Origin of the sequence: Actinacidiphila sp. bgisy160, assembly GCF_965342435.1 — a bacterium.
In the GTDB taxonomy this organism is placed as follows: domain Bacteria; phylum Actinomycetota; class Actinomycetes; order Streptomycetales; family Streptomycetaceae; genus Actinacidiphila.
This window is the reverse complement of record NZ_CBDRCM010000004.1, coordinates 60,753-87,361: the sequence shown is the minus strand read 5'-3', so window position 1 is coordinate 87,361 and position 26,609 is coordinate 60,753. Positions and strand designations below refer to the sequence as shown.

Genomic DNA, 26,609 nt, shown 5'->3' with positions numbered 1-26,609 from the left:
CTCGACGAAGTCCCTGAGGGCGGTTCTCTACACTTGGGAGGGTGATCTCCCGAATCGATCTGCGCGGCGACGCCTTCCCGGCGGACGGCATCGACCGCGATCTGCTGCCCCGTGCCGAGCTCGACGTCGAGGCCGCACTGGAGAAGGTGCGCCCGATCTGTGAGGACGTGAAGCATCGTGGCACCGCGGCACTGATCGACTACGCGGAGAAGTTCGACGGTGTCACCATCGACCGGGTGCGTGTTCCGGCCGAGGCGCTGACCCGGGCCCTGGAGGGGCTGGACCCCAAGGTGCGGGCCGCGCTGGAGGAGTCGATCCGACGCGCCCGGCTCGTCCACGGAGAGCAGCGCCGCACCGACCACACCACGCAGGTCGTCCCGGGCGGCACGGTCACCGAGCGGTGGCTGCCGGTGGAGCGCGTGGGCCTGTACGTGCCCGGCGGCCGCTCGGTCTACCCGTCCTCCGTGGTGATGAACGTCGTGCCCGCGCAGGAGGCCGAGGTCGGCTCGATGGCCGTCGCGTCGCCGCCGCAGAAGGAGTTCGGCGGACTCCCGCACCCGACGATCCTCGCCGCGTGCGCCCTGCTCGGCGTCGACGAGGTGTACGCCGCGGGCGGCGCCCAGGCCGTGGCGATGTTCGCGTACGGCACCGAGGAGTGCCGCCCGGTGAACATGGTCACCGGCCCCGGCAACATCTGGGTCGCCGCCGCCAAGCGCCTGCTCAAGGGCCGCATCGGGATCGACGCCGAGGCCGGCCCCACGGAGATCGCCGTCCTCGCCGACGCCACCGCCGACCCGGTGCACGTCGCCGCCGACCTCATCAGCCAGGCCGAGCACGACCCGCTGGCCGCAGCCGTCCTGGTCACCGACTCCGTGGACCTCGCCGAGGCGGTGGAGAAGGAGCTGCAGCGGCAGGTGGTCGCCACCAAGCACGTCGAGGACCGGATCGCCCCCGCGCTGTCCGGCCGTCAGTCCGGCATCGTCCTTGTCGACGGGATCGAGCAGGGCCTGCAGGTGGTGGACGCCTACGCGGCCGAGCACGTGGAGATCCAGACCGCGGACGCCGCCGCCGTCGCCGCCCGGGTGCGCAACGCCGGCGCGATCTTCGTCGGCGCCTACGCCCCCGTCTCGCTCGGCGACTACGCGGCCGGCTCCAACCACGTGCTGCCCACCGGCGGCTGCGCCTGCCACTCCTCGGGCCTGTCCGTGCAGTCCTTCCTGCGCGGCATCCACGTCGTGGACTACAGCCGCGAGGCGCTCGCCGAGATCGCCCCGCACGTGGTGACCCTGGCCGACGCCGAGGACCTGCCCGCGCACGGCGCCGCGGTCCGCGCCCGATTCGATTGGACGGTACCGGGTTCGTGACCGGCATCGACGACCTGCCCATCCGGGACGAACTGCGCGGCAAATCCCCCTACGGCGCCCCGCAACTCGACGTACCCGTACGGCTGAACACCAACGAGAACCCGTACCCGCTGCCCGAGCCGCTGGTCGAGCGGATCGCCGAACGGGTCCGCGAGGCCGCCCGCGACCTCAACCGCTACCCCGACCGGGACGCGGTGGAGCTGCGCACCGAGCTGGCGAAGTACCTGACCCGCACCGCCGGCCACGCGGTGGGCCTCGCCAACGTGTGGGCCGCCAACGGCTCCAACGAGGTCATCCAGCAACTGCTGCAGACCTTCGGCGGGCCCGGCCGCACCGCGATCGGCTTCGAGCCCTCGTACTCCATGCACGGCCTGATCTCCCGCGGCACCGGCACCGGCTGGATCCCCGGCCCGCGCCGCGAGGACTTCACCATCGACGTGGCCGCCGCCGAGCGGGCCATCGCCGAGCACCGGCCGAACGTGGTCTTCGTCACGTCGCCGAACAACCCGACCGGCACGGCCGTCGCCGCCGACACCGTCCTGGCGCTGTACGAGGCCGCCCAGGCCGCCCGTCCCTCGCTGGTGGTGGTCGACGAGGCGTACGGCGAGTTCAGCCACAGCCCCTCCCTGCTGCCGCTGATCGAGGGCCGCCCCAACATGGTGATCAGCCGCACCATGTCCAAGGCCTTCGGCGCGGCCGGACTGCGGCTGGGCTATCTCGCCGCCGACCCGGCGGTCGTGGACGCGGTCCAGCTGGTGCGCCTGCCGTACCACCTGTCCGCCGTCACCCAGGCCACCGCGCTGGCCGCGCTGGAGCACACCGATACGCTGCTCGGGTACGTCGAACAGCTGAAGACCGAGCGGGACCGCCTGGTCGGCGAGCTGAGGGCGATCGGCTACGAGGTCACCGACTCCGACGCCAACTTCGTGCAGTTCGGCCGCTTCGAGGACAGCCACCGCGCCTGGCAGGCGATCCTCGACCGCGGCGTGCTCGTCCGCGACAACGGCGTACCGGGCTGGCTGCGGGTCACCGCGGGCACCCCGGCCGAGAACGACGCGTTCCTCGAAGCGGTACGCGAGCTGAAGAAGGAGCAGTAACCACATGACCCGCGTCGGCCGCGTGGAGCGCACGACCAAGGAGACGTCCGTCGTCGTCGAGCTCGACCTCGACGGCACCGGCAGGACCGAGATCTCCACCGGAGTCGGCTTCTACGATCACATGCTCGACCAGCTCGGCCGCCACGGCCTCTTCGACCTCACGGTCAAGACCGAGGGCGACCTGCACATCGACACCCACCACACCATCGAGGACACCGCCCTCGCGCTCGGCGCCGCCTTCAAGCAGGCGCTCGGCGACAAGGTGGGCATCCACCGCTTCGGCAACTGCTCCGTGCCGCTGGACGAGTCCCTGGCCCAGGTCACCGTCGACCTGTCGGGCCGTCCGTACCTGGTGCACAGCGAGCCCGAGAACATGGCGCCGATGATCGGCTCCTACGACACGACGATGACCCGGCACATCCTGGAGTCCTTCGTCGCCCAGGCCCAGATCGCCCTCCACGTCCACGTCCCGTACGGGCGCAACGCCCACCACATCGTGGAGTGCCAGTTCAAGGCGCTGGCCCGGGCCCTGCGCCACGCCTCCGAGCGCGACCCGCGCGCCGCGGGCATCCTCCCGTCGACGAAGGGCGCCCTCTGATGAGCAAGGCCGCTGTCCTCTTCATCCTGCTCGGTCTCTTCCTGGCCGGAGGGGTGTACTCCTTCTGGAAGCAGAAGATGCCCAAGAGCGTCGTCGTGCTGCTCGGCATCGGCTCCGCCATGTCGCTGGCGGCCGGCCTGCTGCGGCTGTAGGGGGGCTCGGTAGATGAGCAAGGCCGCCAAGAAGGTCGTGGTCCTCGACTACGGTTTCGGCAACGTCCGTTCCGCGGAGCGCGCGCTCGCCCGGGTCGGCGCGGACGTGGAGATCACCTCCGACTTCGATCAGGCGATGAACGCCGACGGGCTGCTCGTCCCCGGCGTCGGCGCCTTCGCCGCCTGCATGGCCGGGCTGAAGGCGGTGCGCGGTGAGTGGGTCATCGGCCGCCGGCTGTCGGGCGGCAGGCCCGTGATGGGGATCTGCGTCGGCATGCAGATCCTCTTCGAGAAGGGCGTCGAGCACGGCGTCACCACGGAGGGCTGCGACGAGTGGCCCGGCACCGTCGAGCCGCTGCGCGCGCCGGTCGTGCCGCACATGGGCTGGAACACCGTCAAGGCGCCCGGGGACTCGCGGCTGTTCGCCGGCCTGGACGCCGACGCCCGCTTCTACTTCGTGCACTCGTACGCGGTGCGCACCTGGGAGCTGGAGACCGCCAACCCCAGCATCCGGGCCCCGAAGGTCACCTGGGCCACGCACGGCGAGCCCTTCGTCGCCGCGGTGGAGAACGGCCCGCTGTGGGCCACCCAGTTCCACCCCGAGAAGTCCGGCGACGCCGGCGCCCAGTTGCTGACCAACTGGCTCGACACCCTCAAGGACTAGGACGTACGCCGTTATGAGCACGACGCACCGCCTCGAACTCCTTCCCGCCGTCGACGTCCGCGACGGCCAGGCCGTCCGCCTCGTCCACGGCGAGTCCGGCTCCGAGACGTCCTACGGCGACCCCATGGCCGCCGCCCTGGCCTGGCAGCAGGCGGGTGCCGAGTGGCTGCACCTGGTCGACCTGGACGCCGCCTTCGGCACCGGGGACAACCGCGAGCAGATCGCCGGTGTCGCCCGCTCCATGGACATCAAGGTCGAGCTGTCCGGCGGCATCCGCGACGACGAGTCGCTGGCCGCGGCCCTCGCCACCGGCTGCACCCGGGTCAACCTCGGCACCGCCGCGTTGGAGTCCCCTGAGTGGGTCGCCAAGGTCATCGCCGAGCACGGTGACCGGATCGCGGTCGGCCTGGACGTCCGCGGCACCACCCTGCGCGGCCGCGGCTGGACCCGCGACGGCGGCGACCTCTACGAGACGCTGGCCCGCCTCGACTCCGAGGGCTGCGCCCGGTACGTCGTCACCGACATCGCCAAGGACGGTACCCTGCAGGGTCCCAACCTGGAGCTGCTGAAGAACGTCTGCACGGCCACCGATCGTCCGGTCGTCGCCTCCGGCGGCGTCTCCTCCCTTGACGACCTGCGGGCGATCGCCACGCTGGGTCCCGAGGGGGTCGAAGGTGCCATCGTCGGAAAGGCCCTCTACGCCAAGGCGTTCACCTTGGAAGAGGCCCTGGAGGCAGTGTCCCGATGACGGAGACCCCCGGCGTACGGCGAGTGCAGAGCGACAGCCCCTGGGAGGAGCAGTTCGGCTTCGCGCGCGGTGTCGCGGCGGGGGACCGGGTCCACGTCGCGGGCACCATGCCGTTCGTCGGCACCGTGCTCTACGGCGAGGGCGACCCGTACGAACAGGCCAAGGTGGCCTTCACCAACGCCCTTGCCGCGCTCGAGGAGTTCGGCCTGGGCGCCGAGTCCGTCGTCCGTACCCGTATGTACCTCACCCACACCCGCGACGTGGACGCGGTGGGCCGGGCCCACAAGGAGTTCTTCGACGCCGTGCGCCCCGTCGCCACGGTGGTCGTGGTCTCCGGGTTCGTGGACTCCCGCGTCCTGGTCGAAGTCGAGTTGGAAGCATTCCGAGGAGCCCGAGAACAATGACCGTGGCGGTCCGAGTCATCCCCTGCCTGGACGTGGACAACGGCCGGGTCGTCAAGGGCGTCAACTTCCGGAACCTGCGGGACGCGGGCGACCCCGTCGAGATGGCCAGGCTCTACGACGCCGAGGGCGCCGACGAGCTGACCTTCCTCGACATCACCGCCTCGTCCGGCAACCGTGAGACGACCTACGACGTGGTGCGGCGCACCGCGGAACAGGTCTTCATCCCGCTCACCGTCGGCGGCGGCGTGCGGTCGGCCGACGACGTCGACAAGCTGCTGCGCGCCGGGGCCGACAAGGTCGGCGTCAACACCGCGGCGATCGCCCGGCCCGAGCTGCTGCGCGAGATCGCCGAGCGGTTCGGCCGGCAGGTGCTGGTGCTGTCCGTGGACGCCCGGCGCACCGACGCCGGGACCCCGTCCGGCTTCGAGGTGACCACGCACGGCGGCCGCCAGGGCACCGGCATCGACGCCGTGGAGTGGGCGCACCGCGCGGCCGAGCTCGGCGCCGGCGAGATCCTCCTCAACTCGATGGACGCGGACGGCACGAAGGACGGCTACGACACGGAGATGATCGCCGCCGTCCGCAAGCACGTCACCGTCCCGGTCATCGCCTCCGGAGGCGCGGGCCGCCTCACCGACTTCCCCCCGGCCATCGCCGCCGGCGCCGATGCCGTCCTGGCGGCCTCCGTCTTCCACTTCGGCGACCTGCGCATCGGCGAGGTCAAGCGGACGCTGCGCGACGCCGGGCACCCGGTGCGCTGAGGCGCTCGCCCAGGCACATCCGGGGCACCCGGGCACCCGCGCCCTGGGACGTGGTTCACGGTTCGCGCAGCAGCTCCGCACGCCACTGGAGCGGGCCGCGGGCGACCGCCTTGGGCACCTCCTCGTTCCACCGCTCGGCCAGTCCGTCCAGGGAGCGCACCAGAGCGCGGCGCATCCACGGCCGGGCGAGCCGCGCGACGACGGCCGCGGCCGGGCGCAGCAGCCACCGGCCGCGCACGGACACCGTCACACGGACCTGCCAGCCCCCTTCTGCCGGACGGGGAGCCACGGTGACCTCCGCCCGTGCCAGGGGATGGGCCAGACGTGCGCGCGCGGGTCCGCCGCGCGCGGGCACTCCGGCGTCCGCCGCGGTCCACCAGGCGTCGAAGTCCACCCGGGCGCTGCCCGCCGCCCGTGACAACCCAACCACGGCAGCGCTCCCACGCCCTGGACCGTGCCGTCCACCTCCACCAGCCGGGGCCGCCGGGCGTCCTTCAGCAGGCCCACCAAGCGGATGGTGCCGTCCGGCGCGGTCGTCACGTGCTCCAGGCGCACCCCGCGCCTGCGGTCCCAGTCCTTGACCGTGAACCGGACCTGCGCCTCCTCGTCCGAGGCGTCGTACACCGCCCCCGGCCGCAGGTGCCGCCCGGTGACCAGTGAGACGTCCGGCACGGTGCGCCCCCCGGGCAGAAGCACCCGCCCTCCGTCGGTCCGGGACTGCTCCGCGACCTCCGCGAGCATGCCGGCCATGCCCGTGAACCAGGCACGGGGTACCCGCGCCACGTGTACGGCATGACTGACGATGCGGACCACGGCGTCAGCATGGAGGCGGCGCGGTCGCGGCGACAGACGACGAACACGGCAGTCTCGTTCCCGGAAGCCTGCCGGAAGCGGGCACCGGGGGACGGCCTCCGGTGCCGGGAGCCTTCCACTCTCGTGTGGGCGGTGCTGTCCGCGGTATCGCGGCCGGCACCAAGGGCCGGCCGGCACCCCCCGGGCCTAACCGGCGGGCTGGACGGCGGCGCGGTCGCGGGCCAGGACGGGGCGCGCGGCGGCGAGGGTGAGGGCGGAGAGGGTGACGCCGCTCGCGGCGCTGACGGCGGCCGCCGGGAGGGAGCCGTCGGCGAGGATCAGCCCGCTGACGGCGGAACCGCCCGCGATGCCCGTGGTGACCAGGGTGACCAGCCAGGCGAAGGCCTCGGTGACGGTGCCCGCCGGGGCCAGTTCGCCGGTGAGGCCGAAGACCATGGTGAGCAGCGGCGCGAAGAACACCCCGCTGAGCAGGGCGACCAGCGCCATCGGCAGCGGGCCGGGGACCAGGGTGAAGGGCCAGAAGGTGACGGCCATCCCGGCGCCGGTGACGGCCGCCTTGGTGGCCGCGTCCGCCCGCCAGGGCAGGGCGGCGATCAGCAGGGCGCCGACCAGGGCGCCGGTGGAGTTCAGCGCCAGCAGGGTTCCGGCGCCGCCGGGCAACGGGTGCCGCTCGGCGTAGGCGACGGCGAGGACGTTGAACGTGCCCAGCGCCCAGCCGCAGCCGGTCAGCGCGCACAGCAGCACCACCAGGGCCCGGCTGCGCAGCGGCCCCAGCCAGTGGACGGAACGCGCGGCGGAGGCCCAGGCACGGGACGGCGCGGAGGTCGCGACGCAGATCGCGCCCACCACCCCGAGGACGGCCGCGGCCAGCAGCGCCAGCCGGGCCGGGCCGGCCACGGCCAGCCCGCCGACGAGCAGCGGGCCGCCGATGAAGACCAGTTCCTGCGCGCCCGCGTCCACGGCGTACGCCGACTCCAGTTCGTCCGGCTCCACCAGATCGGGCCACAGCGCGCGCAGGCACGGCTCCAGCGGCGGCGACGCGGCCCCGGCGACGGCCGGGCTGAGCACCGCCACCGCCGTGCTGCCCGGTGCGGCGGCCAGCGCCGCGAAGCCGGCGGCCGAGACCAGCGAGGAGACGATCAGCACACGCGGCTGGCCCAGCCGGTCGACCCAGCGACCGAGCAGCGGCCCGCCGATCGCTCCGGACACCGCGTAGACGCCCCCTGCGGCGCCGACCAGTCGGTAGTCGGCGCCCGCCGCGCGCAGCGCCAGGGCGATGGCCAGGGCCGCCATGGCGGTCGGCAGCCGTCCGACGAGCGAACCGGACAGCACCCGGCCCACATGGGGCCGGCGGAGCAGTTTCAGGTATGGCACACGTCACCCACGGAGGTCGAGCGCTGCGGCGATCACGTCGTGCACCAGGGTCTCACCAGGCGCGCGGTTCTCCTTCAGACGTTCGAGGTCCTCCGGGCCGAACCAGCCGGTCGCGGGGGTGCTGTTCGCGGTCTCGCTGGTGCTGCTGCTCGCCGTCCGCGTCGCCCCGCCGCCGCCCGACGACCGGGCCGCACGGGCGGGCGGCACCGCGTGGCGGGACTTGGTGGAGGGCCTGCGCTCCATACGCGGACGGCACGTGCTCACCGTGCTCGTGGTCGTCATCGCGGTCGGCGAACGCGGCTTCGCCGGGCCGTTCGACATCGGCCTCACACTGGTCGCCGCCGGCCGGGGCTGGGGCACCGCCGGGCTCGGCTGGATCGTCAGCGGCTTCGGCGCCGGGGCGGGCGCCGCCTCGCTGCTGCTGACGGTGCGCGGCCGACTGCCGCGTGCCGGGCTGGCCCAGGCCTGCTGCCCGGGACTGGGGGCGGCCGCGGTGGCCGGGTTCGTCTTCGTCCCCGTGCTGCCGGGGGCGGTCGCCGTCGCGGTCGTGGGCGGCCTGGTGGCGGGACTGAGCGGCGCGTTGTGCGGAGCCCTGCTGCAGACCCTCACCGACCCCGCCTACCTCGGCCGGGTCGGTTCGGTGGCCGCCCTGTTCTCGCTCGGCGTCGCACCGATGAGCTTTCCGCTCACCGGTGCCGCCATCGGCGCCTGGGGCCCGGCGCCGGTGTTCGTCGCCAGTACGGCGGTCGCGGCCGCGGGGGCCGTCGTGGGACTCGCCGCGCCGGCGCTGCGGCGGGCGGAACTCGCCCGCCGCCCCGGGTAGCCGGACTCAGGCGGTGATCCCCAGCCTGGCGTCGTACAGCCGGGTCACCGCGTCCTTGTCGCCCTCCGTCTCCACCCGGGCGGAGTCCTGCCGGCCGAAGGCGAACAGCAGCAGCTCGCCGGGCTCCCCGGTGACGGTGACGACCGGGGCGCCGCGGTGTGCCACCGCGGTCTGGCCGTCCGGACGGCGCAGCACCACGCCGACCGGGGCCTTGCGGCCCAGCAGGCGGGCGGAGCGCTCCAGACGGGACCAGAGCAGGTCGGCGAAGACGGGGTCGAGTTCACGCGGGGACCAGTCCGGCTGGGCCCGGCGCACGTCCTCGGCGTGGACGTAGAACTCGACGGTGTTGGCCGCCTCGTCGATCTGCTTGAGGGCGAACGGTGACAGCCGCGGCGGCCCGGTGCGGATCAGCCGGATCAGTTCCTGGTAGGGGCGTTCCGCGAACTCCTTGCGCACGCGCTCCGACCGGTCCGCGAGGAAGGGGATGACCAGGCCGGCCGAGGCGTCACCACGGCGCTCCCGCACCACGATGTGGGCGGCGAGATCGCGGGTGGTCCAGCCCTCGCAGAGGGTTGGCGCCTCGGGTCCGGCACTGTCCAGCAGGTCGGCGAGGAGCAGACGTTCACGCTGGGCATGAGTCGACATACCGTCAGCTTACGTCCGGCCCCCGCCTGCGGGCAGCAGCTACGGCAGCGGTTTGGTCAGCTTCTTGCCGTCCGGCCGGTTGCTGAGGGTCAGGGAGCACGAGACGGTGTCCTTGCCCTGCAACTGGTAGCCCGTGAGCTTCGGGTACAGCGCGTAGTAGAAGTACCCCGGGTTGTCCTTGACGTTCTTCAGGCGCTTCGCGGCGTCCGCCTCGCACAGCTTCAGGACCTTGGCCTTGAGCGCGCCCTCGGTGGCGAAGGTGCCCGTGATGGTCTCGTTGGCGATGACCTCGGCGTCGTGCGGTCCGTTGCAGGAGACCGTCGTGACCTCGGTGACGCTGCTGTCCAGGCCCGGGTCGTCGAAGCACTGGCCGGGGCTGAGCACGACGTACTTGCGGAAGGTCTCCGAGGGGTCCGGCTGCGTGGACGCGGTCGCCGTGTCCTCGGTGGTGGGGGCCGAGGCGGTGGGGCTGCTGCTCGTGGAACCGGTGGCGCCCTTGTCGTCGTCCTCGCCGCCGCTCAGCGCGACCGCCAGACCGCCGACGACGACGGCTGCCAGGACGATCGCGCCGATGACTATCGCGGCGACCTTCGCGCCACCACCGCTGCGCGGCGGCTGCGGCGGGGGCGGGTAGCCGTAACCGCCGCCCTGCTGCGGCGGTCCGGGGAAATGCGACTGGTTCTGGTACGGCGGCATCGGCTGCGGCTGGTACTGCGGTTGGGGCTGGTGCTGCGGCGGGCCGAAACCCCCCGGGGGCGGCCCAAAACCGCCGCCCTGTCCGGGGCGCGGGTCGTCGGGCGGCGACGGCGGAGGAAAACTCATGGACGAAGCATGCCCCATGCGGGTGACCGGGGTGGGAGCAGGAGCCGAAGTCACGTCGCCCGGAGCGGGCAGAATGGGGGTATGGAATCCCCGCTCGACCCCGCCGTCGCCGCCCGTCTCAAGCGCACCGCCGACGGCCTCGTGCCCGCCGTCGCGCAGCAGTACGACACCGGCGAAGTCCTCATGCTCGGATGGATGGACGACGAGGCGCTGCACCGCACCCTCACCACCGGCCGCTGCACCTACTGGAGCCGCAGCCGCCAGGAGTACTGGGTCAAGGGCGATACCTCCGGGCACGTCCAGCACGTGAAGTCCGTAGCCCTGGACTGCGACGGCGACACGATCCTGGTCAAGGTCGACCAGGTCGGCGCGGCCTGCCACACCGGCGACCGCACCTGCTTCGACGCCGGTGAACTGCCGCCGGCCTGAACCGGCCGCCCCCGGGCACTAGGCTGCGGACCATGACCACGGGCACCGTCACCCCCGACCTCGACACCTTCCGCAAGCTGGCACAGGACCGCCGGGTGATCCCGGTCAGCAGGAAGCTGCTGGCCGACGGGGACACCCCGGTCGGTCTGTACCGGAAGCTCGCGGCCGAACGGACCGGCACCTTCCTGCTGGAGTCCGCGGAGAACGGCCGCTCGTGGTCGCGTTACTCCTTCGTCGGCGTCCGCAGCGCCGCCACCCTGACCGAACGCGACGGCCAGGCCCACTGGCTCGGCACGCCCCCGATGGGCGTGCCGGCCGGCGGCGACCCGCTGGAGGCGCTGCGGGCCACCGTCGAGGCCCTGCACACCCCGCGAGACCTGCACGACGACGCCGGGCTGCCGCCGTTCACCGGGGGCATGGTCGGCTACCTCGGCTACGACGTCGTACGCCGCCTGGAGCGCATCGGCGACCACGCCCGCGACGACCTGGGGCTGCCCGAGCTCACCATGCTGCTCACCTCCGACCTGGCGGTCCTCGACCACTGGGACGGCTCGGTGCTGCTGATCGCCAACGCGATCAACCACAACGACCTCGACACCGGAGTCGACGAGGCGTACGCCGAGGCCGTGCGGCGGCTGGACGCCATGACCGCCGACCTGGCCCGCCCCGTGGACTCCGCGCCCGCCCAACTGCCGCCGTCCCGGCTCCCGGAGGAGGTCACCTCGCGCTTCGGGGGGGCCGCCTACCAGGCCGCGGTGGAGACGACCAAGGAGTACATCCGGGCCGGCGACGCCTTCCAGGTCGTGCCCTCGCAGCGGTTCGAGACGCCCTGCCCGGCGAGCGCGCTCGACGTCTACCGCGTGCTGCGGGCGACCAACCCCTCGCCGTACATGTACCTGCTGCGCTTCGACGGATTCGACGTCGTCGGCTCCAGCCCCGAGGCGCTGGTGAAGGTCGAGGACGGCCGGGCCATGGTGCACCCCATCGCCGGCACCCGGCCGCGCGGCGCGACGCCGCAGGAGGACCAGGCGCTCGCCGACGAACTGCTCGCCGACCCCAAGGAGCGCGCCGAGCACCTGATGCTCGTCGACCTGGGCCGCAACGACCTCGGAAGGGTCTGCGAGCCGGGCAGCGTCGAAGTCGTCGACTTCATGTCGATCGAGCGCTACAGCCACGTCATGCACATCGTCTCCACCGTCACCGGCAGCCTCGGCGCCGGCCGCACGGCCTTCGACGTCCTCACCGCCTGCTTCCCCGCGGGCACCCTGTCGGGGGCGCCCAAGCCGCGCGCGATGCAGATCATCGACGAACTGGAGCCCACCCGGCGCGGCCTGTACGGCGGCGCCGTGGGCTACCTGGACTTCGCCGGGGACTCCGACACCGCCATCGCGATCCGCACCGCGGTGCTGCGCGACGGGACCGCCTACGTGCAGGCAGGCGCCGGCATCGTCGCCGACTCCGACCCCGCCAGCGAGGACACCGAGTGCCGCAACAAGGCCGCCGCGGTGCTCCGCGCCGTCGCCACCGCAGGCCGGATGCGCACCGGGGCGTGACCGCCGCCGGACGGGCCCCGCGTGCCGGGGCGGGGGAGCGACGGGGGATAGTGGTCGGGTGAGCAGTTCCGTGCCCCAGCCCCACACCGTCGCCGAACCGGCCGCCGAGCCCGCACCCCGCCCGGCGGTCGGCCGCGGCAGTCTCCTGCTCGCACTGGCGAGCGGTGTGCTCGGCGCCGCGGTCGTGCTCCTGGCCTCGGGCAAGACCTGGCAGAAGGGCAGCGCCCCGTTCGCCGACGGCGGGATGCCGGTCAGCGTCTCCGGCCACCAGGTCACCGCAGTGCCGGGCGCGCTCGCGCTGGTGGGCCTGGCCGCCCTGGTGGCGGTCTTCGCCGTACGGGGAGCGGCCCGGCTGATCGTCGGGGGGCTGCTCGCGCTGTGCGGGGCCGGGGCACTGGCGGCGGCGCTGCTCGCGCTCGGCGACACCTCGGCCCTGGACGCGGCCGCCGCGACGGCCAGCGGCCTGTCCCGTACGACCGTCACCGGGGCCGCCACCAGCGCCTGGCCGGGTGTCTCGGCGGCGGGCGGCGCGCTGCTGCTGCTCGCCGGCGCCGTGGCCCTCCTGCGCGCGCGGACCTGGCCCGCCATGTCGAACCGGTACGACCGTGACACCCCCGGGGCGGCGCGTCCCGGCCGCACCCCCGCACCCGCCGCCGGGGAGGAGCGCCCCGAGGACCTGTGGAAGGCGCTGGACCGCGGCGAGGACCCAACCGAGACCTCCTGACGCGCCGGGCCACCCCCGCGCGCGGAGCGTGAGCGGAACGGGGGACAATGGCGCGTGACGCGCGTCATCGCGCGGGCGAACGAACTGACGACCCTTTTGTAGAACGACTTGGGAGCACTCATGGCGGGCAACAGCCACGGACACACCCCTGCCGCCTGGACCGGCGTGACCATCGCCTTCATCGGCTTCTGCGTCGCGGCTGCCTTCGTCGTCCTGGCGGAGCCGATCGGGATGTTCGCCGGCCTGGCGGTCGCCGCCCTCGGCGGTCTGATCGGTCTCGGCATGCGCGCCGCGGGTCTCGGCAAGCCGATGCCGGAGAAGCAGCGCGGCTGAGCGCAGCACGCACTACGGAGCCGCCGCCGGCGCATCCGCCGGCGGTGGCTCCGCGCTTTCCGGCCACCCCGGGTGTCCCCGGCGGCCATGGCGCGGGACAATCACCGCGTGACCGAGACTGCCGCCAGGCCGAAGCCGATTGCCCTCGCCGCCCCGCTGGGCGTCCTCGGCGGTGTCGCCGCCGCCTTCGCGTACGTCGGCACCTTCGACCCGAATGAGGCCGGGCACTACCCGGTCTGCCCCCTGCTGCACTACACGGGCCTGTACTGCCCGGGCTGCGGCGGACTGCGCAGCGCGTACGCGGTCGTGCACGGCGACTTCGGCACGGCGCTCGGCCTCAACGCGCTGGCCGTGGCGGGCTACGTGCTCTTCGCCGTGGTGTGGACGGTCTGGCTCACCCGGGTGCTGCGCGGCAGGCCGTTCGTGCTCCCGCTGCGGGCCGTCCACTGGTGGGCGATCGCGGGCGTCGCGCTGCTCTTCACCGTCGTCCGGAACCTTCCGTTCGGGGCCGCGCTGGCGCCCTGACCCGCGTCGATGGGGCGCCCGGGTCGTCCGCCGGGTGGCTCGGCGCTCCGCCGGATGCGGGTCCTCCGCCCCCCGGCGGTTACCATCGCAGTGCTGGTGGAACATCTCACTGGCTTGATCGTTTCGCTTTTCGGAAGGGGTCCTCTCGCGTGAGTGTGCTCGACGAGATCATCGACGGCGTCCGCGAGGACCTCGCCGAGCGGCAGGCCCGGGTCTCCCTCGACGAGCTCAAGGAGCGGGCGGCGAAGGCACGCGACGCCAAGGACGGCGTGGCGGCCCTGCGGGGGGACAGCGTCAAGGTCATCTGCGAGGTCAAGCGGTCCAGCCCCTCCAAGGGCGCCCTCGCCGCCATCGCCGACCCCGCGGGCCTCGCCGCGGACTACGAGGCGGGCGGTGCCGCGGTCATCTCGGTCCTCACCGAGCAGCGCCGCTTCGGCGGCTCGCTGGCCGACCTGGAGGCCGTCCGGGCCAAGGTCGACATCCCCGTGCTCCGCAAGGATTTCATCGTCACCGCCTACCAGCTCTGGGAGGCCCGTGCCTACGGCGCTGACCTGGCGCTGCTGATCGTCGCCGCGCTGGAGCAGGACGCGCTGGTCTCGCTGGTCGAGCGGGCCGAGTCCATCGGGCTCACCCCGCTGGTCGAGGTGCACGACGAGGAGGAGGCCGAACGGGCCGTCGACGCGGGCGCCCGCGTCATCGGCGTCAACGCGCGCGACCTCAAGACCCTCGAGGTCGACCGCGGCACCTTCGCCCGCGTCGCCCCGGAGATCCCGGACCACATCGTCAAGGTGGCCGAGTCCGGGGTCCGCGGCCCGCACGACCTCATCGCCTACGCCAACGACGGCGCCGACGCGGTCCTCGTCGGCGAGTCCCTGGTGACCGGCCGCGACCCCAAGGGCGCCGTGGCCGACCTCGTCGCCGCCGGCGCGCACCCCGCGCTGCGCCACGGGCGGGGCTGACCGGCACCATGACGACCTACGCGCGACTGGCCCGGGGCTGCCGTCCCCGTGGCTGCCGCGCGCCGGCGCGGCGCGTCCTCGGTCGCCGCGTGCGCTACCACATCGGCTGCGAGCCGGGTCAGATCAACGGGCGCCGATGGCGTTGACGGCAGCGCCGTCCTCCCGATGACCGGGGCACGGGTGTGCTCACCGGCGTCCCGCCGGTGAGCTCCGCCGTGTTCCCCGGCCGGGGGCGCGCATGCCGCCGACGGCGCCCACCGCGCCGTGACGTGACCATCGGTACGCCAGACCCTGGGGGCCCCGACGTGCCCCCGAAGGAGCCGAGAACGACATGTCCGAAGACTTCTTCATCCCCGACCCCGAGGGCCGGGTGCCCAGCGCCGACGGCTACTTCGGCCGGTTCGGCGGCAAGTTCATCCCGGAGGCGCTGGTCGCCGCCGTGGACGAGGTCGCCGTGGAGTACGACAAGGCGAAGTCCGACCCCGCCTTCGCCGCGGAACTGAACGACCTGCTGGTGCACTACACCGGCCGCCCCAGCCCGCTCACCGAGGTGCCGCGCTTCGCGGAGCACGCCGGCGGGGCACGGGTCTTCCTCAAGCGGGAGGATCTCAACCACACCGGCTCGCACAAGATCAACAACGTGCTGGGCCAGGCGCTGCTCACCAAGCGCATGGGCAAGACCCGGGTCATCGCCGAGACCGGCGCCGGCCAGCACGGCGTGGCCACGGCCACCGCCTGCGCCCTGTTCGGCCTGGAGTGCACCGTCTACATGGGCGAGGTCGACACCGAGCGCCAGGCACTCAACGTGGCCCGCATGCGCATCCTCGGTGCCGAGGTCATCCCCGTGAAGTCGGGCAGCCGCACCCTGAAGGACGCGATCAACGAGGCGTTCCGCGACTGGGTCGCCAACGTCGACCGCACCCACTACCTCTTCGGCACGGTCGCGGGCCCGCACCCCTTCCCGGCGATGGTGCGCGACTTCCACCGCGTCATCGGCGTCGAGGCGCGCCGCCAGATCCTGGAGCGCGCGGGCCGACTGCCGGACGTGGTCGCCGCCTGCGTGGGGGGCGGATCCAACGCGATCGGCCTGTTCCACGCCTTCATCCCGGACGAGGGGGTGCGCCTGCTGGGTCTGGAGGCGGCCGGCCACGGCGTGGACTCCGGTGAGCACGCGGCGACCCTGACCGTCGGCGAGCCCGGCATCCTGCACGGCTCCCGCAGCTACGTCCTGCAGGACGACGAGGGCCAGATCACCGAGCCGTACTCGATCTCGGCCGGCCTGGACTACCCCGGCATCGGCCCCGAGCACGCCTACCTCAAGGAGACCGGCCGGGCCGAGTACCGCCCGGTCACCGACGACGAGGCGATGCAGGCGCTGCGCCTGCTGTCCCGCACCGAGGGCATCATTCCGGCCATCGAGAGCGCCCACGCGCTCGCCGGCGCGCTGCAGGCCGGCCGGGAGGTCGGCGAGAAGGGCCTGCTCCTGGTCAACCTCTCCGGGCGCGGCGACAAGGACATGGACACGGCCGCCCGCTACTTCGGGCTGTACGACGAGGCTGAAGGAGCGCAGCGGTGAGCGGGCAGATCGAGCTGCTGGACCGGACCCTGGCCGGCGCCAGGGCCGAGGGCCGCGCCGCCCTGGTGGCCTACCTCCCGGCGGGGTTCCCGACTGTCGAGGGTGGCATCGAGGCGGCGAAGGCGGCGCTGGAGGGCGGTGCCGACGTCGTCGAGATCGGCCTGCCGCACAGCGACCCCGTGCTGGACGGCCCGGTCATCCAGACCGCGGACGACATCGCGCTGCGCGGCGGCGTACGGATCAAGGACGTGCTGCGCACGGTGCGCGAGGCGCACGCCGCGTCCGGGAAGCCGATCCTGGTCATGACCTACTGGAACCCGGTCGACCGCTACGGCGCCGAGCGCTTCGCCGCCGGGCTGGCGGAGGCCGGCGGCGCCGGCTGCATCCTGCCGGACCTGCCGGTGGAGGAGTCCGAGGTGTGGCGGAAGGCCGCCGAGCAGCACGGACTGGCCACCGTGTTCGTGGTGGCCCCGAGCAGCCGGGACGAGCGACTGGCGAAGATCACGGCGGCGGGCTCCGGCTTCGTCTACGCGGCCTCGCTGATGGGCGTCACCGGCACCCGTGAGAGCGTCGGTGCGGAGGCGGCCGACCTTGTGCGGCGCACCCGTGCCCGGACCGAGCTGCCGGTCTGCGTGGGGCTGGGCGTCTCCAACGCCGCCCAGGCGGCGGAGGTGGCGGGCTTCGCGGACGGGGTGATCGTCGGCTCGGCGTTCGTCAAGCGGCTGCTGGACGCGCCGGACCTGGAGCGGGGCCTCGCCGGCGTGCGCGAGCTGGCGGCGGACCTCGCCCGGGGCGTCCGCCGGTAGCTGCGCCTCACTCTTCCGGGCGAAACATGGGCCGGGGGTACGCGTGAGCGTGCCCCCGGTTCGTTGTGCCTGGGTGTGAGCGAGAAGAACCGTGAAGGAAAGCGCAGTGCCCGGGACCGGCTGCAGGAGCAGCGCGCGGTGGACCAGCGGCGGCAGAAGCGCAAGAGGACGGCGATCGTCGCCGGCTCCGTGGTGGGGGTCCTGGCCATCGGCGCGATCATCGGGGTCGTGGTGGCCAACAGCGGCGGCGGTGCCGGTGCCCCGGCCGTCACCCCGGTGGGCGCGACGGGCAAGGACAAGCTGGCCCTCCCGAACGGAGCGAGCGACGCCCCGTCCACCCTGACCGTGTACGAGGACTTCCGGTGCCCGGCCTGCGCGGCCTACGAGAAGGAGCTCCGCGACACCATCCACGGACTCCAGGACCAGGGCCAGCTCAAGGTCGAGTATCACCTCGTCCGGCTGATCGACGGGAACCTTGGCGGCACCGGCTCGCTCAACGCCGCCAACGCCGCGGCCTGCGCGCAGGACGAGGGCAAGTTCCGCGCGTACCACGACGTCCTCTACCAGAACCAGCCGGAGGAGAACGACGACCGCTTCGCCGACAAGACCTACCTGCTGGAGCTGGCGGGCAAGGTGCCGGGGCTGAAGACGCCCGCCTTCACCACCTGCGTGAAGGACGGCACGTACGACGACTGGGTGAACGCCAACAACGAGGCCTTCGGCGCCGCCGGCTTCAACTCCACGCCCACCATCCTGCTCAACGGCGGGGATAACCTGCTCGGCAAGGGCCAGCCCAACCTGACCGCGGACCGGCTGAAGCAGCTGGTCACCGAGGCCAACAAGGGCAAGAAGCCCGGCACCGCGACCCAGGGCGCCACCCCGAAGAGCGCGTCCGGGGCCCCGGGCGCTTCGGGACCGGGGAGCGGCTCGGCCCCCGCGCAGGGCTCTGCCCCGGCCTCGCAGAGCGGCTGAGCGTGCCTCCCGTTATCCAGCCGTTGCCGGGCGGGTGCCCGCCGCACCCGCCCGGCACGGTAGCGTCGGCAGTGCCATGGAACTCATCGCCTTCATTCCCAGCCCGTCGCGCGGGGTCATCCACCTCGGCCCCATCCCTCTGCGCGGCTATGCCTTCTGCATCATCATCGGTGTCTTCGTGGCCGTATGGCTCGGCGGCAGGCGATGGGCCGCCCGCGGCGGACTGAAGACCACGGTCGCGGACATCGCCGTCTGGGCCGTGCCGTTCGGCCTGGTCGGCGGTCGCCTCTACCACGTGATCACCAGTTACGAGCTCTACTTCGGCGAGGGCAAGGACTGGGTCAACGCGTTCAAGATCTGGGAGGGCGGCCTCGGCATCTGGGGGGCCATCGCCCTGGGGGCCCTCGGTGCCTGGATCGCCTGCCGGCGCCGTGGCATCTCGCTGCCCGCGTACGCCGACGCCGTGGCGCCCGGTATCGCCTTCGCCCAGGCCATCGGCCGCTGGGGCAACTGGTTCAACCAGGAGCTCTACGGGCGCGCCACTGATCTGCCCTGGGCGCTGAAGATCGACAGTGCCCACCGGCCGGCGGACAGCCTGGACGTCGCGACGTACCACCCGACCTTCCTGTACGAGTCGCTGTGGTGCGTCGGCGTGGCCCTGCTGGTCATCTGGGCCGACCGCCGCTTCAGCCTCGGCCGCGGCCGCGCCTTCGCGCTCTACGTCGCGGCGTACACCGTCGGCCGCTTCTGGATCGAGTACCTGCGCGTCGACGACGCGCACCACGTCCTGGGCCTGCGCCTGAACGACTGGACGTCCATCCTGGTCTTCGCCGCCGCCGTGGCCTACATCGTGGTCTCGGCGAAGCTGCGGCCGGGCCGTGAGGAGGTCGTCGAGCCGGCGGCCGTCGCCGCAGCCGACGCCTCCGCGCAGGGGACGGACCCCGACGCCAAGGACACCAAGGACGCCAAGGACGCCAAGGACGTGGACGCCAAGGACGCGGACGGGCACGCGGCTGACGCGAAGAAGACGGAAGCCGGCGAAGCGGAGTCCGATCAGAACCGGGACGAGGAGGACGGCGCCGCGGCCGTCGACGCCGGGGCCAAGACCGCCAAGAACCTCTGACGCGCACGTCGCGCAACCCGCGGCCGCCGTTCACCACCCCGGTGACGGCGGCCGCGGCGTTTCCCCTCTTAGACGCGTTTTCGCAGGTAAGGCAGGCTTTCCTTGCTGGAAGCGCAGGGAATTCGAGCGTACGGTCGAGGTGTTCGAGGGAGGGACGCGGGGATCGCCGCCCCGGGGAAGGAGCAACTGGACCATGCCGTCAGCCGTGGAGGATGAGCAGGTCGCGCCGTATCACGTCGCGCACCACACCCACCGGGACGTGAACGGCGGCTGGCTGCGTCCGGCCGTGTTCGGTGCGATGGACGGTCTGGTGTCGAACCTCGCGCTCATGACCGGCGTCGCCGGCGGCAACGTCGCCCCCTCCACCATCGTGATCACCGGATTGGCGGGACTCGCGGCGGGCGCGTTCTCGATGGCCGCGGGCGAGTACACCTCGGTCGCCTCCCAGCGGGAACTGGTCCAGGCCGAGCTGGACGTCGAGCGGCTGGAACTGCGCCGCAATCCCAAGGACGAGCTGCGCGAACTGGCCGCCCTGTACGTCGCCCGGGGCGTCGAGCCGGAGCTGGCCGAAGAGGTGGCCCGGCAGATGTCCAGGGACCCCGAGCAGGCCCTGGAGATCCACGCCCGCGAGGAACTGGGCGTCGACCCGACCGACCTGCCGTCGCCGCTGGTCGCGGCCGGTTCCTCGTTCCTGTCCTTCGGTGTCGGCGCCCTGCTGCCGGTACTCCCGTACCTGTTCGGCGCAACGGTGGTCTGGCCCGCCGTGATCGTCGCGCTGATCGGCCTCTTCCTCTGCGGGGCGGCTGTGGCCCGTGTGACCGCGCGCAACTGGTGGTTCAGCGGACTTCGGCAGCTCGTCTTGGGCGGAGCCGCCGCCGGGGTTACCTTCGTTCTGGGCGCGCTGTTCGGCACCGCCGTCGGTTGAGCCGGGTAACGGCCACAAGCCACGTGTTTCCCGCTCGTTTCAGCGCGACCGACACAGGGCATCAGTCTGTGGCGCCGTGGGCAGTGTCGCCTACGTCTCACGTGAGCGATGCTGGCCCGTACTGCCTGCTCGTAGCGCTGTCCAGTCCACATGATGGAACCAGGTATCCACTTTTCGGCCATCGGGCCATCATGTAACCTGCACGAAATCGCAGAGGGCCAACGTCGTCCCTAGTGCGCATGTCATATGCCAGATGACGACGACGGGAGAGCCGATGCGTTCCGCGTCCACGCACCCCCAGGCCGCCGGCTCCGGTTCCGGCCGGTCCCACATGGACGGGCGTCCCGCCCCCCAGGGGATGTACGACCCCCGCAACGAGCACGACGCCTGTGGCGTCGGCTTTGTGGCCACCCTCACCGGTGAGGCTGACCACGCGCTCGTGGAGCAGGCCCTGACCGTGCTGCGCAACCTGGAGCACCGCGGGGCCACCGGCTCCGAGCCGGACTCCGGCGACGGTGCGGGCATCCTGATGCAGGTCCCGGACGCGTTCCTGAGGGCGGTCGCCGGCTTCGAGCTCCCCGCCGCAGGCCGGTACGCGGTCGGCACGGCCTTCCTGCCCGTCGAGGACGAGGACCGCCGCAAGGCCGTCGAGTCCATCGAGCGGCTGGCCGCCGAGGAGGGCCTCGCCGTCCTCGGCTGGCGCGAGGTGCCGATCGGCCCCGACGCCCTCGGCGCCACGGCCCGCTCGACGATGCCGTACTTCTCCCAGCTCTTCGTCGCGGACGCCGCGGGCACCCGGTCCGGGATCGACCTCGACCGCCCGGCCTTCGTGCTCCGCAAGCGCGCCGAGCGCGAGGCGGCCGTCTACTTCCCGTCGCTGTCGGCCCGGACGCTCGTCTACAAGGGCATGCTGACCACCGGCCAGCTGGAGCCCTTCTTCCCGGACCTGTCCGACGAACGCATCGCCACCGCGATCGCCCTGGTGCACTCCCGCTTCTCCACCAACACCTTCCCCAGCTGGCCGCTGGCGCACCCGTACCGCTTCGTCGCCCACAACGGTGAGATCAACACCGTCAAGGGCAACCGCAACTGGATGCGCGCCCGCGAGTCGCAGCTCGCCTCGGGGCTCTTCGGCGGGGACCTGGAGCGGATCTTCCCGGTCTGCACCCCGGACGCCTCGGACACGGCGACCTTCGACGAGGTGCTGGAGCTGCTCCACCTCGGTGGCCGCTCGCTGCCGCACAGCGTGCTGATGATGATCCCCGAGGCGTGGGAGAACCACGACTCCATGGACCCGGCCCGGCGGGCCTTCTACCAGTACCACTCCACCTTGATGGAGCCCTGGGACGGCCCGGCCTGCGTCACCTTCACCGACGGCTGCGTCGTCGGCGCCGTCCTGGACCGCAACGGCCTGCGCCCCGGCCGCTACTGGGTCACCGACGACGGCCTGGTCGTGCTCGCCTCCGAGTCCGGCGTGCTGGACGACATCGCCGCGGACAAGGTGGTCCGCAAGGGCCGGCTGCAGCCCGGGAAGATGTTCCTTGTCGACACGGTCCGGCACCGGATCATCGAGGACGACGAGATCAAGGCCCAGCTCGCCGCCGAGCACCCCTACGAAGAGTGGCTGGACGCCGGCCTGATCCACCTCAACGACCTGCCCGAGCGCGAGCACATCGTGCACACCCACGCCTCGGTCACCCGCCGCCAGCAGACCTTCGGCTACACCGAGGAGGAGCTGCGGGTCATCCTGGCGCCGATGGCCAAGACCGGCGGCGAGCCGCTGGGCTCCATGGGCACCGACTCGCCGATCGCGGCGCTGTCCGAGCGACCCCGGCTGCTCTTCGACTACTTCACCCAGCTGTTCGCGCAGGTCACCAACCCGCCGCTGGACGCCATCCGCGAGGAACTGGTCACCTCGCTGATCAGCGCCGTCGGCCCGTCCGGCAATCTGCTGGAGCCCTCCCCGGCCTCCTGTCGCAACATCACCCTGCCGTTCCCGGTGATCGACAACGACGAGCTGGCCAAGCTCATCCACATCAACGCCGACGGCGACCTGCCGGGCCTGAAGGCCGCGACCCTGTCGGGCCTGTACCGGGTCTCCGGCGGCGGCGAGGCGCTGGCCGCGCGGCTCGCCGAGATCTGCGCGGAGGCGGACGACGCCATCGAGGACGGCGCCCGGCTGATCGTGCTCTCCGACCGGCACTCGGACGCCGAGCACGCGCCGATCCCGTCGCTGCTGCTCACCTCCGCCGTGCACCACCACCTCATCCGTACCAAGCAGCGCACCCAGGTGGGCCTGCTGGTCGAGGCCGGTGACGTCCGCGAGGTGCACCACGTCGCGCTGCTCATCGGCTACGGCGCCGCGGCGGTCAACCCGTACCTGGCGATGGAGTCCGTCGAGGACCTGCTGCGGGCGGGCACCTTCATCTCGGGCATCGAGGCCGAGGTCGCCATCAAGAACCTGATCAAGGCGTTGGGCAAGGGCGTGCTGAAGGTGATGTCCAAGATGGGCATCTCCACCGTCGCCTCCTACCGCGGCGCGCAGGTCTTCGAGGCCATCGGCCTGGACGGCGACTTCGTCGACACCTACTTCCACGGCACCACCACCAAGATCGGCGGCGCCGGGATCGACGTGGTCGCCAAGGAGGTCGCCGCCCGGCACGCCAAGGCCTACCCCGCCTCCGGCATCGCCCCGGCGCACCGCCGGCTGGAGATCGGCGGCGAGTACCAGTGGCGCCGCGAGGGTGAGCCGCACCTGTTCGACCCCGAGACGGTCTTCCGGCTGCAGCACGCCACCCGCTCGCGCCGCTACGACATCTTCAAGCAGTACACGGACCGGGTGAACGAGCAGTCCGAGCGCCTGATGACGCTGCGCGGCCTGTTCGCGTTCAAGGACGGCGAGCGCGCCCCGATCCCCGTCGAGGAGGTCGAGCCGGTCTCGGAGATCGTCAAGCGGTTCTCCACCGGCGCCATGTCGTACGGCTCCATCTCGCGCGAGGCGCACGAGACGCTGGCCATCGCCATGAACCAGCTGGGCGGCAAGTCCAACACCGGCGAGGGTGGCGAGGACCCGGACCGCCTGTACGACCCGGCGCGCCGCTCGGCGATCAAGCAGGTCGCCTCCGGCCGCTTCGGCGTCACCTCGGAGTACCTGGTCAACGCCGACGACATCCAGATCAAGATGGCCCAGGGCGCCAAGCCCGGCGAGGGCGGCCAGCTGCCCGGCCACAAGGTCTACCCGTGGGTGGCCAGGACCCGGCACAGCACCCCCGGCGTCGGCCTGATCTCGCCGCCGCCGCACCACGACATCTACTCCATCGAGGACCTGGCACAGCTCATCCACGACCTGAAGAACGCCAACCCGGCCGCCCGCATCCACGTGAAGCTGGTCTCCGAGGTCGGCGTCGGCACGGTCGCGGCGGGCGTCTCCAAGGCCCACGCGGACGTCGTGCTGATCTCCGGCCACGACGGCGGCACCGGCGCCTCCCCGCTGACCTCGCTGAAGCACGCGGGCGGCCCCTGGGAGCTGGGCCTGGCCGAGACGCAGCAGACCCTGCTGCTCAACGGCCTGCGCGACCGCATCGTGGTGCAGACGGACGGCCAGCTGAAGACCGGCCGCGACGTCGTGATCGCCGCCCTGCTGGGCGCCGAGGAGTTCGGCTTCGCGACCGCCCCGCTGGTGGTGTCCGGCTGCGTGATGATGCGCGTCTGCCACCTGGACACCTGTCCGGTCGGTATCGCCACCCAGAACCCGGTGCTGCGCGACCGCTTCTCCGGCAAGGCCGAGTACGTGGTGAACTTCTTCGAGTTCATCGCTCAGGAGGTCCGCGAGCTCCTGGCCGAGCTGGGCTTCCGCTCGATCGAGGAGGCCGTCGGTCACGCCGAGCTGATCGACACCACCGCGGCGGTCGATCACTGGAAGGCGCAGGGCCTGGACCTGGCCCCGCTCTTCCACGTGCCGGAGCTGCCCGAGGGCGCGGCCATGCACCGCACCACCGACCAGGACCACGGCCTGGCCAAGGCGCTCGACAACGAGCTGATCGCGCTCGCCAAGGACGCCCTCGACAAGGGGGACCCGGTCCGCGCCCAGATCGCGATCCGCAACGTCAACCGCACGGTCGGCACCATGCTCGGCCACGAGGTGACCAAGAGGTACGGTGGCGCGGGCCTGCCCGACGACACCGTCGACATCACCCTGACCGGCTCCGCCGGCCAGTCCTTCGGCGCCTTCCTCCCCAAGGGCATCACGCTCCGCCTGGAGGGCGACGCCAACGACTACGTGGGCAAGGGCCTGTCCGGCGGCCGGATCATCGTCCGCCCCGACCGGGGCGCCGACCACCTGGCCGAGTACTCGACCATCGCGGGCAACACGATCGCCTACGGCGCCACGGGCGGTGAGCTTTTCCTGCGCGGCACCACCGGCGAGCGCTTCTGCGTCCGCAACTCCGGTGCCACCGTGGTGTCCGAGGGCGTCGGCGACCACGGCTGCGAGTACATGACCGGTGGCCGCGCGCTCGTGCTCGGCCCGACGGGCCGCAACTTCGCGGCGGGCATGTCCGGCGGCATCGCGTACGTCCTCGACCTCGACCCGGACAACGTCAACACCGGCATGGTGAACGTCGAGGAACTGGACGCCGACGACATCAAGTGGTTGCACGACGTGGTGCGCCGCCACCAGGAGGAGACCGGCTCGACCGTCGCCGAGCGCCTGCTCGCCGACTGGGGCCGCACCCTCACCCGCTTCGGCAAGGTCATGCCGAGGGACTACAAGGCAGTGCTCGCCGCCAAGAACGCCGCCGAGCAAGCCGGGCTCTCCGAGTCCGAGACCGTCGCGAAGATGATGGAGGCGGCAAATGGCTGACCCGAAGGGCTTCCTCACCACGCCCCGCGAGACCGCTCCGACCCGTCCGGTAGAGGAGCGCAAGCAGGACTGGAGCGAGGTCTACGTTCCCGGCGGCCTGCTGCCGATCATCACCAAGCAGGCTGGACGCTGCATGGACTGCGGCATCCCCTTCTGTCACAACGGCTGTCCGCTGGGGAACCTGATCCCCGAGTGGAACGACTACGCCTACCGTGAGGACTGGAAGGCCGCCAGCGAGCGCCTGCACGCGACCAACAACTTCCCGGAGTTCACCGGCCGCCTCTGCCCGGCCCCCTGCGAGTCCGCCTGTGTGCTCGGCATCAACCAGCCGGCGGTGACCATCAAGAACGTCGAGGTCACCATCATCGACCGGGCCTGGGACAACGGGGACGTCACCCCGCAGCCCCCGGACCGGCTCTCCGGCAAGACCGTCGCCGTCATCGGCTCCGGCCCGGCGGGCCTGGCCGCCGCCCAGCAGCTGACCCGGGCCGGCCACACGGTCGCGGTGTACGAGCGGGCCGACCGTATCGGCGGTCTGCTGCGCTACGGCATCCCCGAGTTCAAGATGGAGAAGCGGCACATCAACCGCCGCATCGAGCAGATGCGCGCGGAGGGCACCAAGTTCCGCACCGGTGTCGAGATCGGCCGCGACATGGACGGCGCCAAACTGCGCAAGCGCTACGACGCCGTGGTCATCGCCGCGGGTGCCACCCAGTGGCGTGACCTGCCCGTCGAGGGGCGCGACCTCAAGGGCGTCTACCAGGCCATGGAGTACCTGCCGCTGGCCAACAAGGTGCAGGAGGGCGACTTCGTGACCCCGCCGGTCTCGGCCGAGGGCAAGCACGTGGTCGTCATCGGCGGCGGCGACACCGGCGCCGACTGCGTCGGCACCGCGCACCGTCAGGGCGCCCGCTCGGTCACCCAGCTGGAGATCATGCCTCGGCCGTCGGACGAGCGCCCGGCGCACCAGCCCTGGCCGACCATGCCGATGACGTACAAGGTCACCTCCGCCCACGAGGAGGGCGGCGAGCGGGTCTACGCCGTCAACACCGTGCGGTTCGAGGGCGACGAGGACGGCAACGTCAAGGCGCTGCATCTGGTCGAGGTCGAGTTCAAGGACGGGAAGTTCGTCCCGCAGCCCGGCACCGAGAAGGTCATCCCGGCCGAACTGGTCACCCTCGCCATGGGCTTCACCGGCACCGACCAGAAGAACGGCCTGGTCGAGCAGCTCGGCCTGGAGCTCGACGCTCGCGGCAACATCGCCCGCGACAAGGACTTCACCACCAACGTGGATGGGGTCTTCGTCGCCGGTGACGCGGGCCGGGGCCAGTCGTTGATCGTGTGGGCCATCGCCGAGGGCCGTTCCGCGGCCCGCGCGGTGGACCACTACCTGACCGGCGCGAGCATCCTGCCGGCCCCGATCCGCCCGACGGATCGCCCGCTGACGGTCTGACCCCCGTCACTCCCGAGACGTCCCGTACAAGGGCGTACGGAACGAAGGCGGCGCCTGCCCTCACCCGACCGGGGGCAGGCGCCGCACCGCCATGTGGTGGAACTC

The 26,609-nt window shown here is 72.5% G+C and carries 28 protein-coding genes; 23 read left to right on the top strand and 5 right to left on the bottom strand.

Features of this window, described 5'->3' with window-relative positions:
* Positions 1-41: 41 nt before the first annotated feature.
* Genes hisD through hisF form a run of 8 tightly spaced genes read left to right on the top strand, consistent with a single transcriptional unit; the run spans position 42 to position 5,788 of the window.
* On the top strand, positions 42-1,364 hold the full coding sequence (hisD, locus tag ACRWNP_RS06035) for a histidinol dehydrogenase (RefSeq protein WP_431959919.1): 1,323 nt from the start codon (positions 42-44) through the stop codon (positions 1,362-1,364).
* Positions 1,361-2,461, top strand: a complete 1,101-nt coding sequence (locus ACRWNP_RS06030) for a histidinol-phosphate transaminase (RefSeq protein WP_431959918.1) — start codon at positions 1,361-1,363, stop codon at positions 2,459-2,461. Before hisD ends, ACRWNP_RS06030 begins: the two co-directional genes overlap by 4 nt.
* Positions 2,462-2,465: 4 nt before the next feature.
* The gene (gene hisB / locus ACRWNP_RS06025; RefSeq protein WP_431959917.1) at positions 2,466-3,059 is read left to right on the top strand and encodes an imidazoleglycerol-phosphate dehydratase HisB; all 594 of its coding nucleotides are present in this window, start codon (positions 2,466-2,468) and stop codon (positions 3,057-3,059) included.
* On the top strand, positions 3,059-3,211 hold the full coding sequence (locus ACRWNP_RS06020) for a hypothetical protein (RefSeq protein WP_361803158.1): 153 nt from the start codon (positions 3,059-3,061) through the stop codon (positions 3,209-3,211). The genes hisB and ACRWNP_RS06020 overlap by 1 nt, the downstream gene beginning before the upstream one ends.
* A 13-nt stretch (positions 3,212-3,224) precedes the next feature.
* Positions 3,225-3,875: an imidazole glycerol phosphate synthase subunit HisH gene (hisH, locus tag ACRWNP_RS06015; RefSeq protein ID WP_431959916.1), complete on the top strand. Its 651-nt coding sequence runs from the start codon at positions 3,225-3,227 to the stop codon at positions 3,873-3,875.
* 13 nt (positions 3,876-3,888) lie between these two features.
* The gene (gene priA / locus ACRWNP_RS06010; RefSeq protein ID WP_431959915.1) at positions 3,889-4,623 is read left to right on the top strand and encodes a bifunctional 1-(5-phosphoribosyl)-5-((5-phosphoribosylamino)methylideneamino)imidazole-4-carboxamide isomerase/phosphoribosylanthranilate isomerase PriA; all 735 of its coding nucleotides are present in this window, start codon (positions 3,889-3,891) and stop codon (positions 4,621-4,623) included.
* On the top strand, positions 4,620-5,027 hold the full coding sequence (locus tag ACRWNP_RS06005; protein ID WP_431959913.1) for a Rid family hydrolase: 408 nt from the start codon (positions 4,620-4,622) through the stop codon (positions 5,025-5,027). Before priA ends, ACRWNP_RS06005 begins: the two co-directional genes overlap by 4 nt.
* On the top strand, positions 5,024-5,788 hold the full coding sequence (hisF, locus tag ACRWNP_RS06000; protein ID WP_431959912.1) for an imidazole glycerol phosphate synthase subunit HisF: 765 nt from the start codon (positions 5,024-5,026) through the stop codon (positions 5,786-5,788). Before ACRWNP_RS06005 ends, hisF begins: the two co-directional genes overlap by 4 nt.
* 55 nt (positions 5,789-5,843) lie before the next feature.
* On the opposite strand, the gene ACRWNP_RS05995 is transcribed toward hisF, so the two are convergent.
* The 3 genes from ACRWNP_RS05995 to ACRWNP_RS05985 all read right to left on the bottom strand — a co-directional run bounded on the left by ACRWNP_RS05995 (position 5,844) and on the right by ACRWNP_RS05985 (position 7,975).
* A complete protein-coding gene (locus ACRWNP_RS05995; RefSeq protein WP_431959911.1) occupies positions 5,844-6,038 on the bottom strand; it encodes a hypothetical protein in 195 nt (64 codons plus the stop codon).
* Complete coding sequence (locus tag ACRWNP_RS05990; RefSeq protein ID WP_431959910.1) at positions 6,035-6,601, bottom strand: hypothetical protein; 567 nt, start codon at positions 6,599-6,601, stop codon at positions 6,035-6,037. Before ACRWNP_RS05990 ends, ACRWNP_RS05995 begins: the two co-directional genes overlap by 4 nt.
* 186 nt (positions 6,602-6,787) lie before the next feature.
* Positions 6,788-7,975 carry an MFS transporter gene (locus ACRWNP_RS05985; RefSeq protein WP_431959909.1) on the bottom strand — a complete coding sequence of 396 codons (1,188 nt, stop codon included), beginning with the start codon at positions 7,973-7,975 and terminating at the stop codon, positions 6,788-6,790.
* A 118-nt stretch (positions 7,976-8,093) separates the two neighbouring features.
* Between ACRWNP_RS05985 and ACRWNP_RS05980 the strand changes: the two genes are divergently transcribed.
* Positions 8,094-8,798, top strand: a complete 705-nt coding sequence (locus ACRWNP_RS05980; protein WP_431959908.1) for a hypothetical protein — start codon at positions 8,094-8,096, stop codon at positions 8,796-8,798.
* A gap of 6 nt (positions 8,799-8,804) precedes the next feature.
* Here the strand turns inward: ACRWNP_RS05980 and ACRWNP_RS05975 are convergent, their stop codons facing one another.
* Both ACRWNP_RS05975 and ACRWNP_RS05970 read right to left on the bottom strand, forming a co-directional pair.
* Positions 8,805-9,443 (bottom strand): TIGR03085 family metal-binding protein, encoded by a 639-nt coding sequence (locus tag ACRWNP_RS05975; RefSeq protein WP_431959907.1) that lies wholly within the window; start codon positions 9,441-9,443, stop codon positions 8,805-8,807.
* A 39-nt stretch (positions 9,444-9,482) separates the two neighbouring features.
* The gene (locus tag ACRWNP_RS05970) at positions 9,483-10,265 is read right to left on the bottom strand and encodes a hypothetical protein (RefSeq protein ID WP_431959906.1); all 783 of its coding nucleotides are present in this window, start codon (positions 10,263-10,265) and stop codon (positions 9,483-9,485) included.
* 81 nt (positions 10,266-10,346) lie between these two features.
* On the opposite strand from ACRWNP_RS05970, the gene hisI reads away from it, so the two are divergent.
* The 14 genes from hisI (at position 10,347) to ACRWNP_RS05900 (ending at position 26,504) form a co-directional block, all read left to right on the top strand.
* Complete coding sequence (gene hisI / locus ACRWNP_RS05965; RefSeq protein WP_431959905.1) at positions 10,347-10,694, top strand: phosphoribosyl-AMP cyclohydrolase; 348 nt, start codon at positions 10,347-10,349, stop codon at positions 10,692-10,694.
* Positions 10,695-10,726: 32 nt separating this feature from the next.
* Positions 10,727-12,247 (top strand): anthranilate synthase component I, encoded by a 1,521-nt coding sequence (locus ACRWNP_RS05960; RefSeq protein WP_431959904.1) that lies wholly within the window; start codon positions 10,727-10,729, stop codon positions 12,245-12,247.
* Positions 12,248-12,305: 58 nt separating this feature from the next.
* Entirely contained in the window at positions 12,306-12,971 is a 666-nt protein-coding gene (locus ACRWNP_RS05955; protein ID WP_431959903.1) for a TIGR02234 family membrane protein, read from the top strand.
* Positions 12,972-13,091: 120 nt separating this feature from the next.
* Positions 13,092-13,304 (top strand): HGxxPAAW family protein, encoded by a 213-nt coding sequence (locus ACRWNP_RS05950; protein WP_431959901.1) that lies wholly within the window; start codon positions 13,092-13,094, stop codon positions 13,302-13,304.
* Positions 13,305-13,391: 87 nt separating this feature from the next.
* Positions 13,392-13,829, top strand: a complete 438-nt coding sequence (locus ACRWNP_RS05945; protein WP_431959900.1) for a DUF2752 domain-containing protein — start codon at positions 13,392-13,394, stop codon at positions 13,827-13,829.
* A gap of 149 nt (positions 13,830-13,978) precedes the next feature.
* Positions 13,979-14,788 carry an indole-3-glycerol phosphate synthase TrpC gene (gene trpC, locus ACRWNP_RS05940; protein WP_431959898.1) on the top strand — a complete coding sequence of 270 codons (810 nt, stop codon included), beginning with the start codon at positions 13,979-13,981 and terminating at the stop codon, positions 14,786-14,788.
* 8 nt (positions 14,789-14,796) lie between these two features.
* Positions 14,797-14,934 (top strand): tryptophan biosynthesis modulator TrpM, encoded by a 138-nt coding sequence (gene trpM / locus ACRWNP_RS05935; RefSeq protein ID WP_431959897.1) that lies wholly within the window; start codon positions 14,797-14,799, stop codon positions 14,932-14,934.
* A 185-nt stretch (positions 14,935-15,119) separates the two neighbouring features.
* Positions 15,120-16,364 carry a tryptophan synthase subunit beta gene (gene trpB / locus ACRWNP_RS05930; protein ID WP_431959895.1) on the top strand — a complete coding sequence of 415 codons (1,245 nt, stop codon included), beginning with the start codon at positions 15,120-15,122 and terminating at the stop codon, positions 16,362-16,364.
* Positions 16,361-17,170, top strand: coding sequence for a tryptophan synthase subunit alpha (trpA, locus tag ACRWNP_RS05925; protein WP_431959894.1), 810 nt, complete (start codon positions 16,361-16,363; stop codon positions 17,168-17,170). Before trpB ends, trpA begins: the two co-directional genes overlap by 4 nt.
* Before the next feature lie 75 nt (positions 17,171-17,245).
* Complete coding sequence (locus ACRWNP_RS05920; protein ID WP_431959893.1) at positions 17,246-18,142, top strand: DsbA family protein; 897 nt, start codon at positions 17,246-17,248, stop codon at positions 18,140-18,142.
* 76 nt (positions 18,143-18,218) lie between these two features.
* A complete protein-coding gene (gene lgt, locus ACRWNP_RS05915; protein ID WP_431959892.1) occupies positions 18,219-19,265 on the top strand; it encodes a prolipoprotein diacylglyceryl transferase in 1,047 nt (348 codons plus the stop codon).
* Between the two features lie 193 nt (positions 19,266-19,458).
* Entirely contained in the window at positions 19,459-20,190 is a 732-nt protein-coding gene (locus tag ACRWNP_RS05910; protein ID WP_431959890.1) for a VIT1/CCC1 transporter family protein, read from the top strand.
* Positions 20,191-20,464: 274 nt separating this feature from the next.
* Positions 20,465-25,051 (top strand): glutamate synthase large subunit, encoded by a 4,587-nt coding sequence (gltB, locus tag ACRWNP_RS05905; protein WP_431960035.1) that lies wholly within the window; start codon positions 20,465-20,467, stop codon positions 25,049-25,051.
* On the top strand, positions 25,044-26,504 hold the full coding sequence (locus ACRWNP_RS05900; protein ID WP_431959889.1) for a glutamate synthase subunit beta: 1,461 nt from the start codon (positions 25,044-25,046) through the stop codon (positions 26,502-26,504). Before gltB ends, ACRWNP_RS05900 begins: the two co-directional genes overlap by 8 nt.
* Positions 26,505-26,609 lie beyond the last annotated feature (105 nt).

Bases quoted from the DNA above. Each gene is read 5' to 3' on its own strand.
- hisB (WP_431959917.1), top strand. From the start codon at position 2,466: ATGACCCGCGTCGGCCGCGTGGAGCGCACGACCAAGGAGACGTCCGTC.
- ACRWNP_RS06020 (WP_361803158.1), top strand. From the start codon at position 3,059: ATGAGCAAGGCCGCTGTCCTCTTCATCCTGCTCGGTCTCTTCCTGGCC.
- hisH (WP_431959916.1), top strand. From the start codon at position 3,225: ATGAGCAAGGCCGCCAAGAAGGTCGTGGTCCTCGACTACGGTTTCGGC.
- priA (WP_431959915.1), top strand. From the start codon at position 3,889: ATGAGCACGACGCACCGCCTCGAACTCCTTCCCGCCGTCGACGTCCGC.
- ACRWNP_RS06005 (WP_431959913.1), top strand. From the start codon at position 4,620: ATGACGGAGACCCCCGGCGTACGGCGAGTGCAGAGCGACAGCCCCTGG.
- hisF (WP_431959912.1), top strand. From the start codon at position 5,024: ATGACCGTGGCGGTCCGAGTCATCCCCTGCCTGGACGTGGACAACGGC.
- ACRWNP_RS05975 (WP_431959907.1), bottom strand. From the start codon at position 9,443: ATGTCGACTCATGCCCAGCGTGAACGTCTGCTCCTCGCCGACCTGCTG.
- ACRWNP_RS05970 (WP_431959906.1), bottom strand. From the start codon at position 10,265: ATGAGTTTTCCTCCGCCGTCGCCGCCCGACGACCCGCGCCCCGGACAG.
- hisI (WP_431959905.1), top strand. From the start codon at position 10,347: ATGGAATCCCCGCTCGACCCCGCCGTCGCCGCCCGTCTCAAGCGCACC.
- ACRWNP_RS05960 (WP_431959904.1), top strand. From the start codon at position 10,727: ATGACCACGGGCACCGTCACCCCCGACCTCGACACCTTCCGCAAGCTG.
- ACRWNP_RS05950 (WP_431959901.1), top strand. From the start codon at position 13,092: ATGGCGGGCAACAGCCACGGACACACCCCTGCCGCCTGGACCGGCGTG.
- ACRWNP_RS05945 (WP_431959900.1), top strand. From the start codon at position 13,392: ATGGCGCGGGACAATCACCGCGTGACCGAGACTGCCGCCAGGCCGAAG.
- trpM (WP_431959897.1), top strand. From the start codon at position 14,797: ATGACGACCTACGCGCGACTGGCCCGGGGCTGCCGTCCCCGTGGCTGC.
- trpB (WP_431959895.1), top strand. From the start codon at position 15,120: ATGTCCGAAGACTTCTTCATCCCCGACCCCGAGGGCCGGGTGCCCAGC.
- lgt (WP_431959892.1), top strand. From the start codon at position 18,219: ATGGAACTCATCGCCTTCATTCCCAGCCCGTCGCGCGGGGTCATCCAC.
- ACRWNP_RS05910 (WP_431959890.1), top strand. From the start codon at position 19,459: ATGCCGTCAGCCGTGGAGGATGAGCAGGTCGCGCCGTATCACGTCGCG.
- gltB (WP_431960035.1), top strand. From the start codon at position 20,465: ATGCGTTCCGCGTCCACGCACCCCCAGGCCGCCGGCTCCGGTTCCGGC.
- ACRWNP_RS05900 (WP_431959889.1), top strand. From the start codon at position 25,044: ATGGCTGACCCGAAGGGCTTCCTCACCACGCCCCGCGAGACCGCTCCG.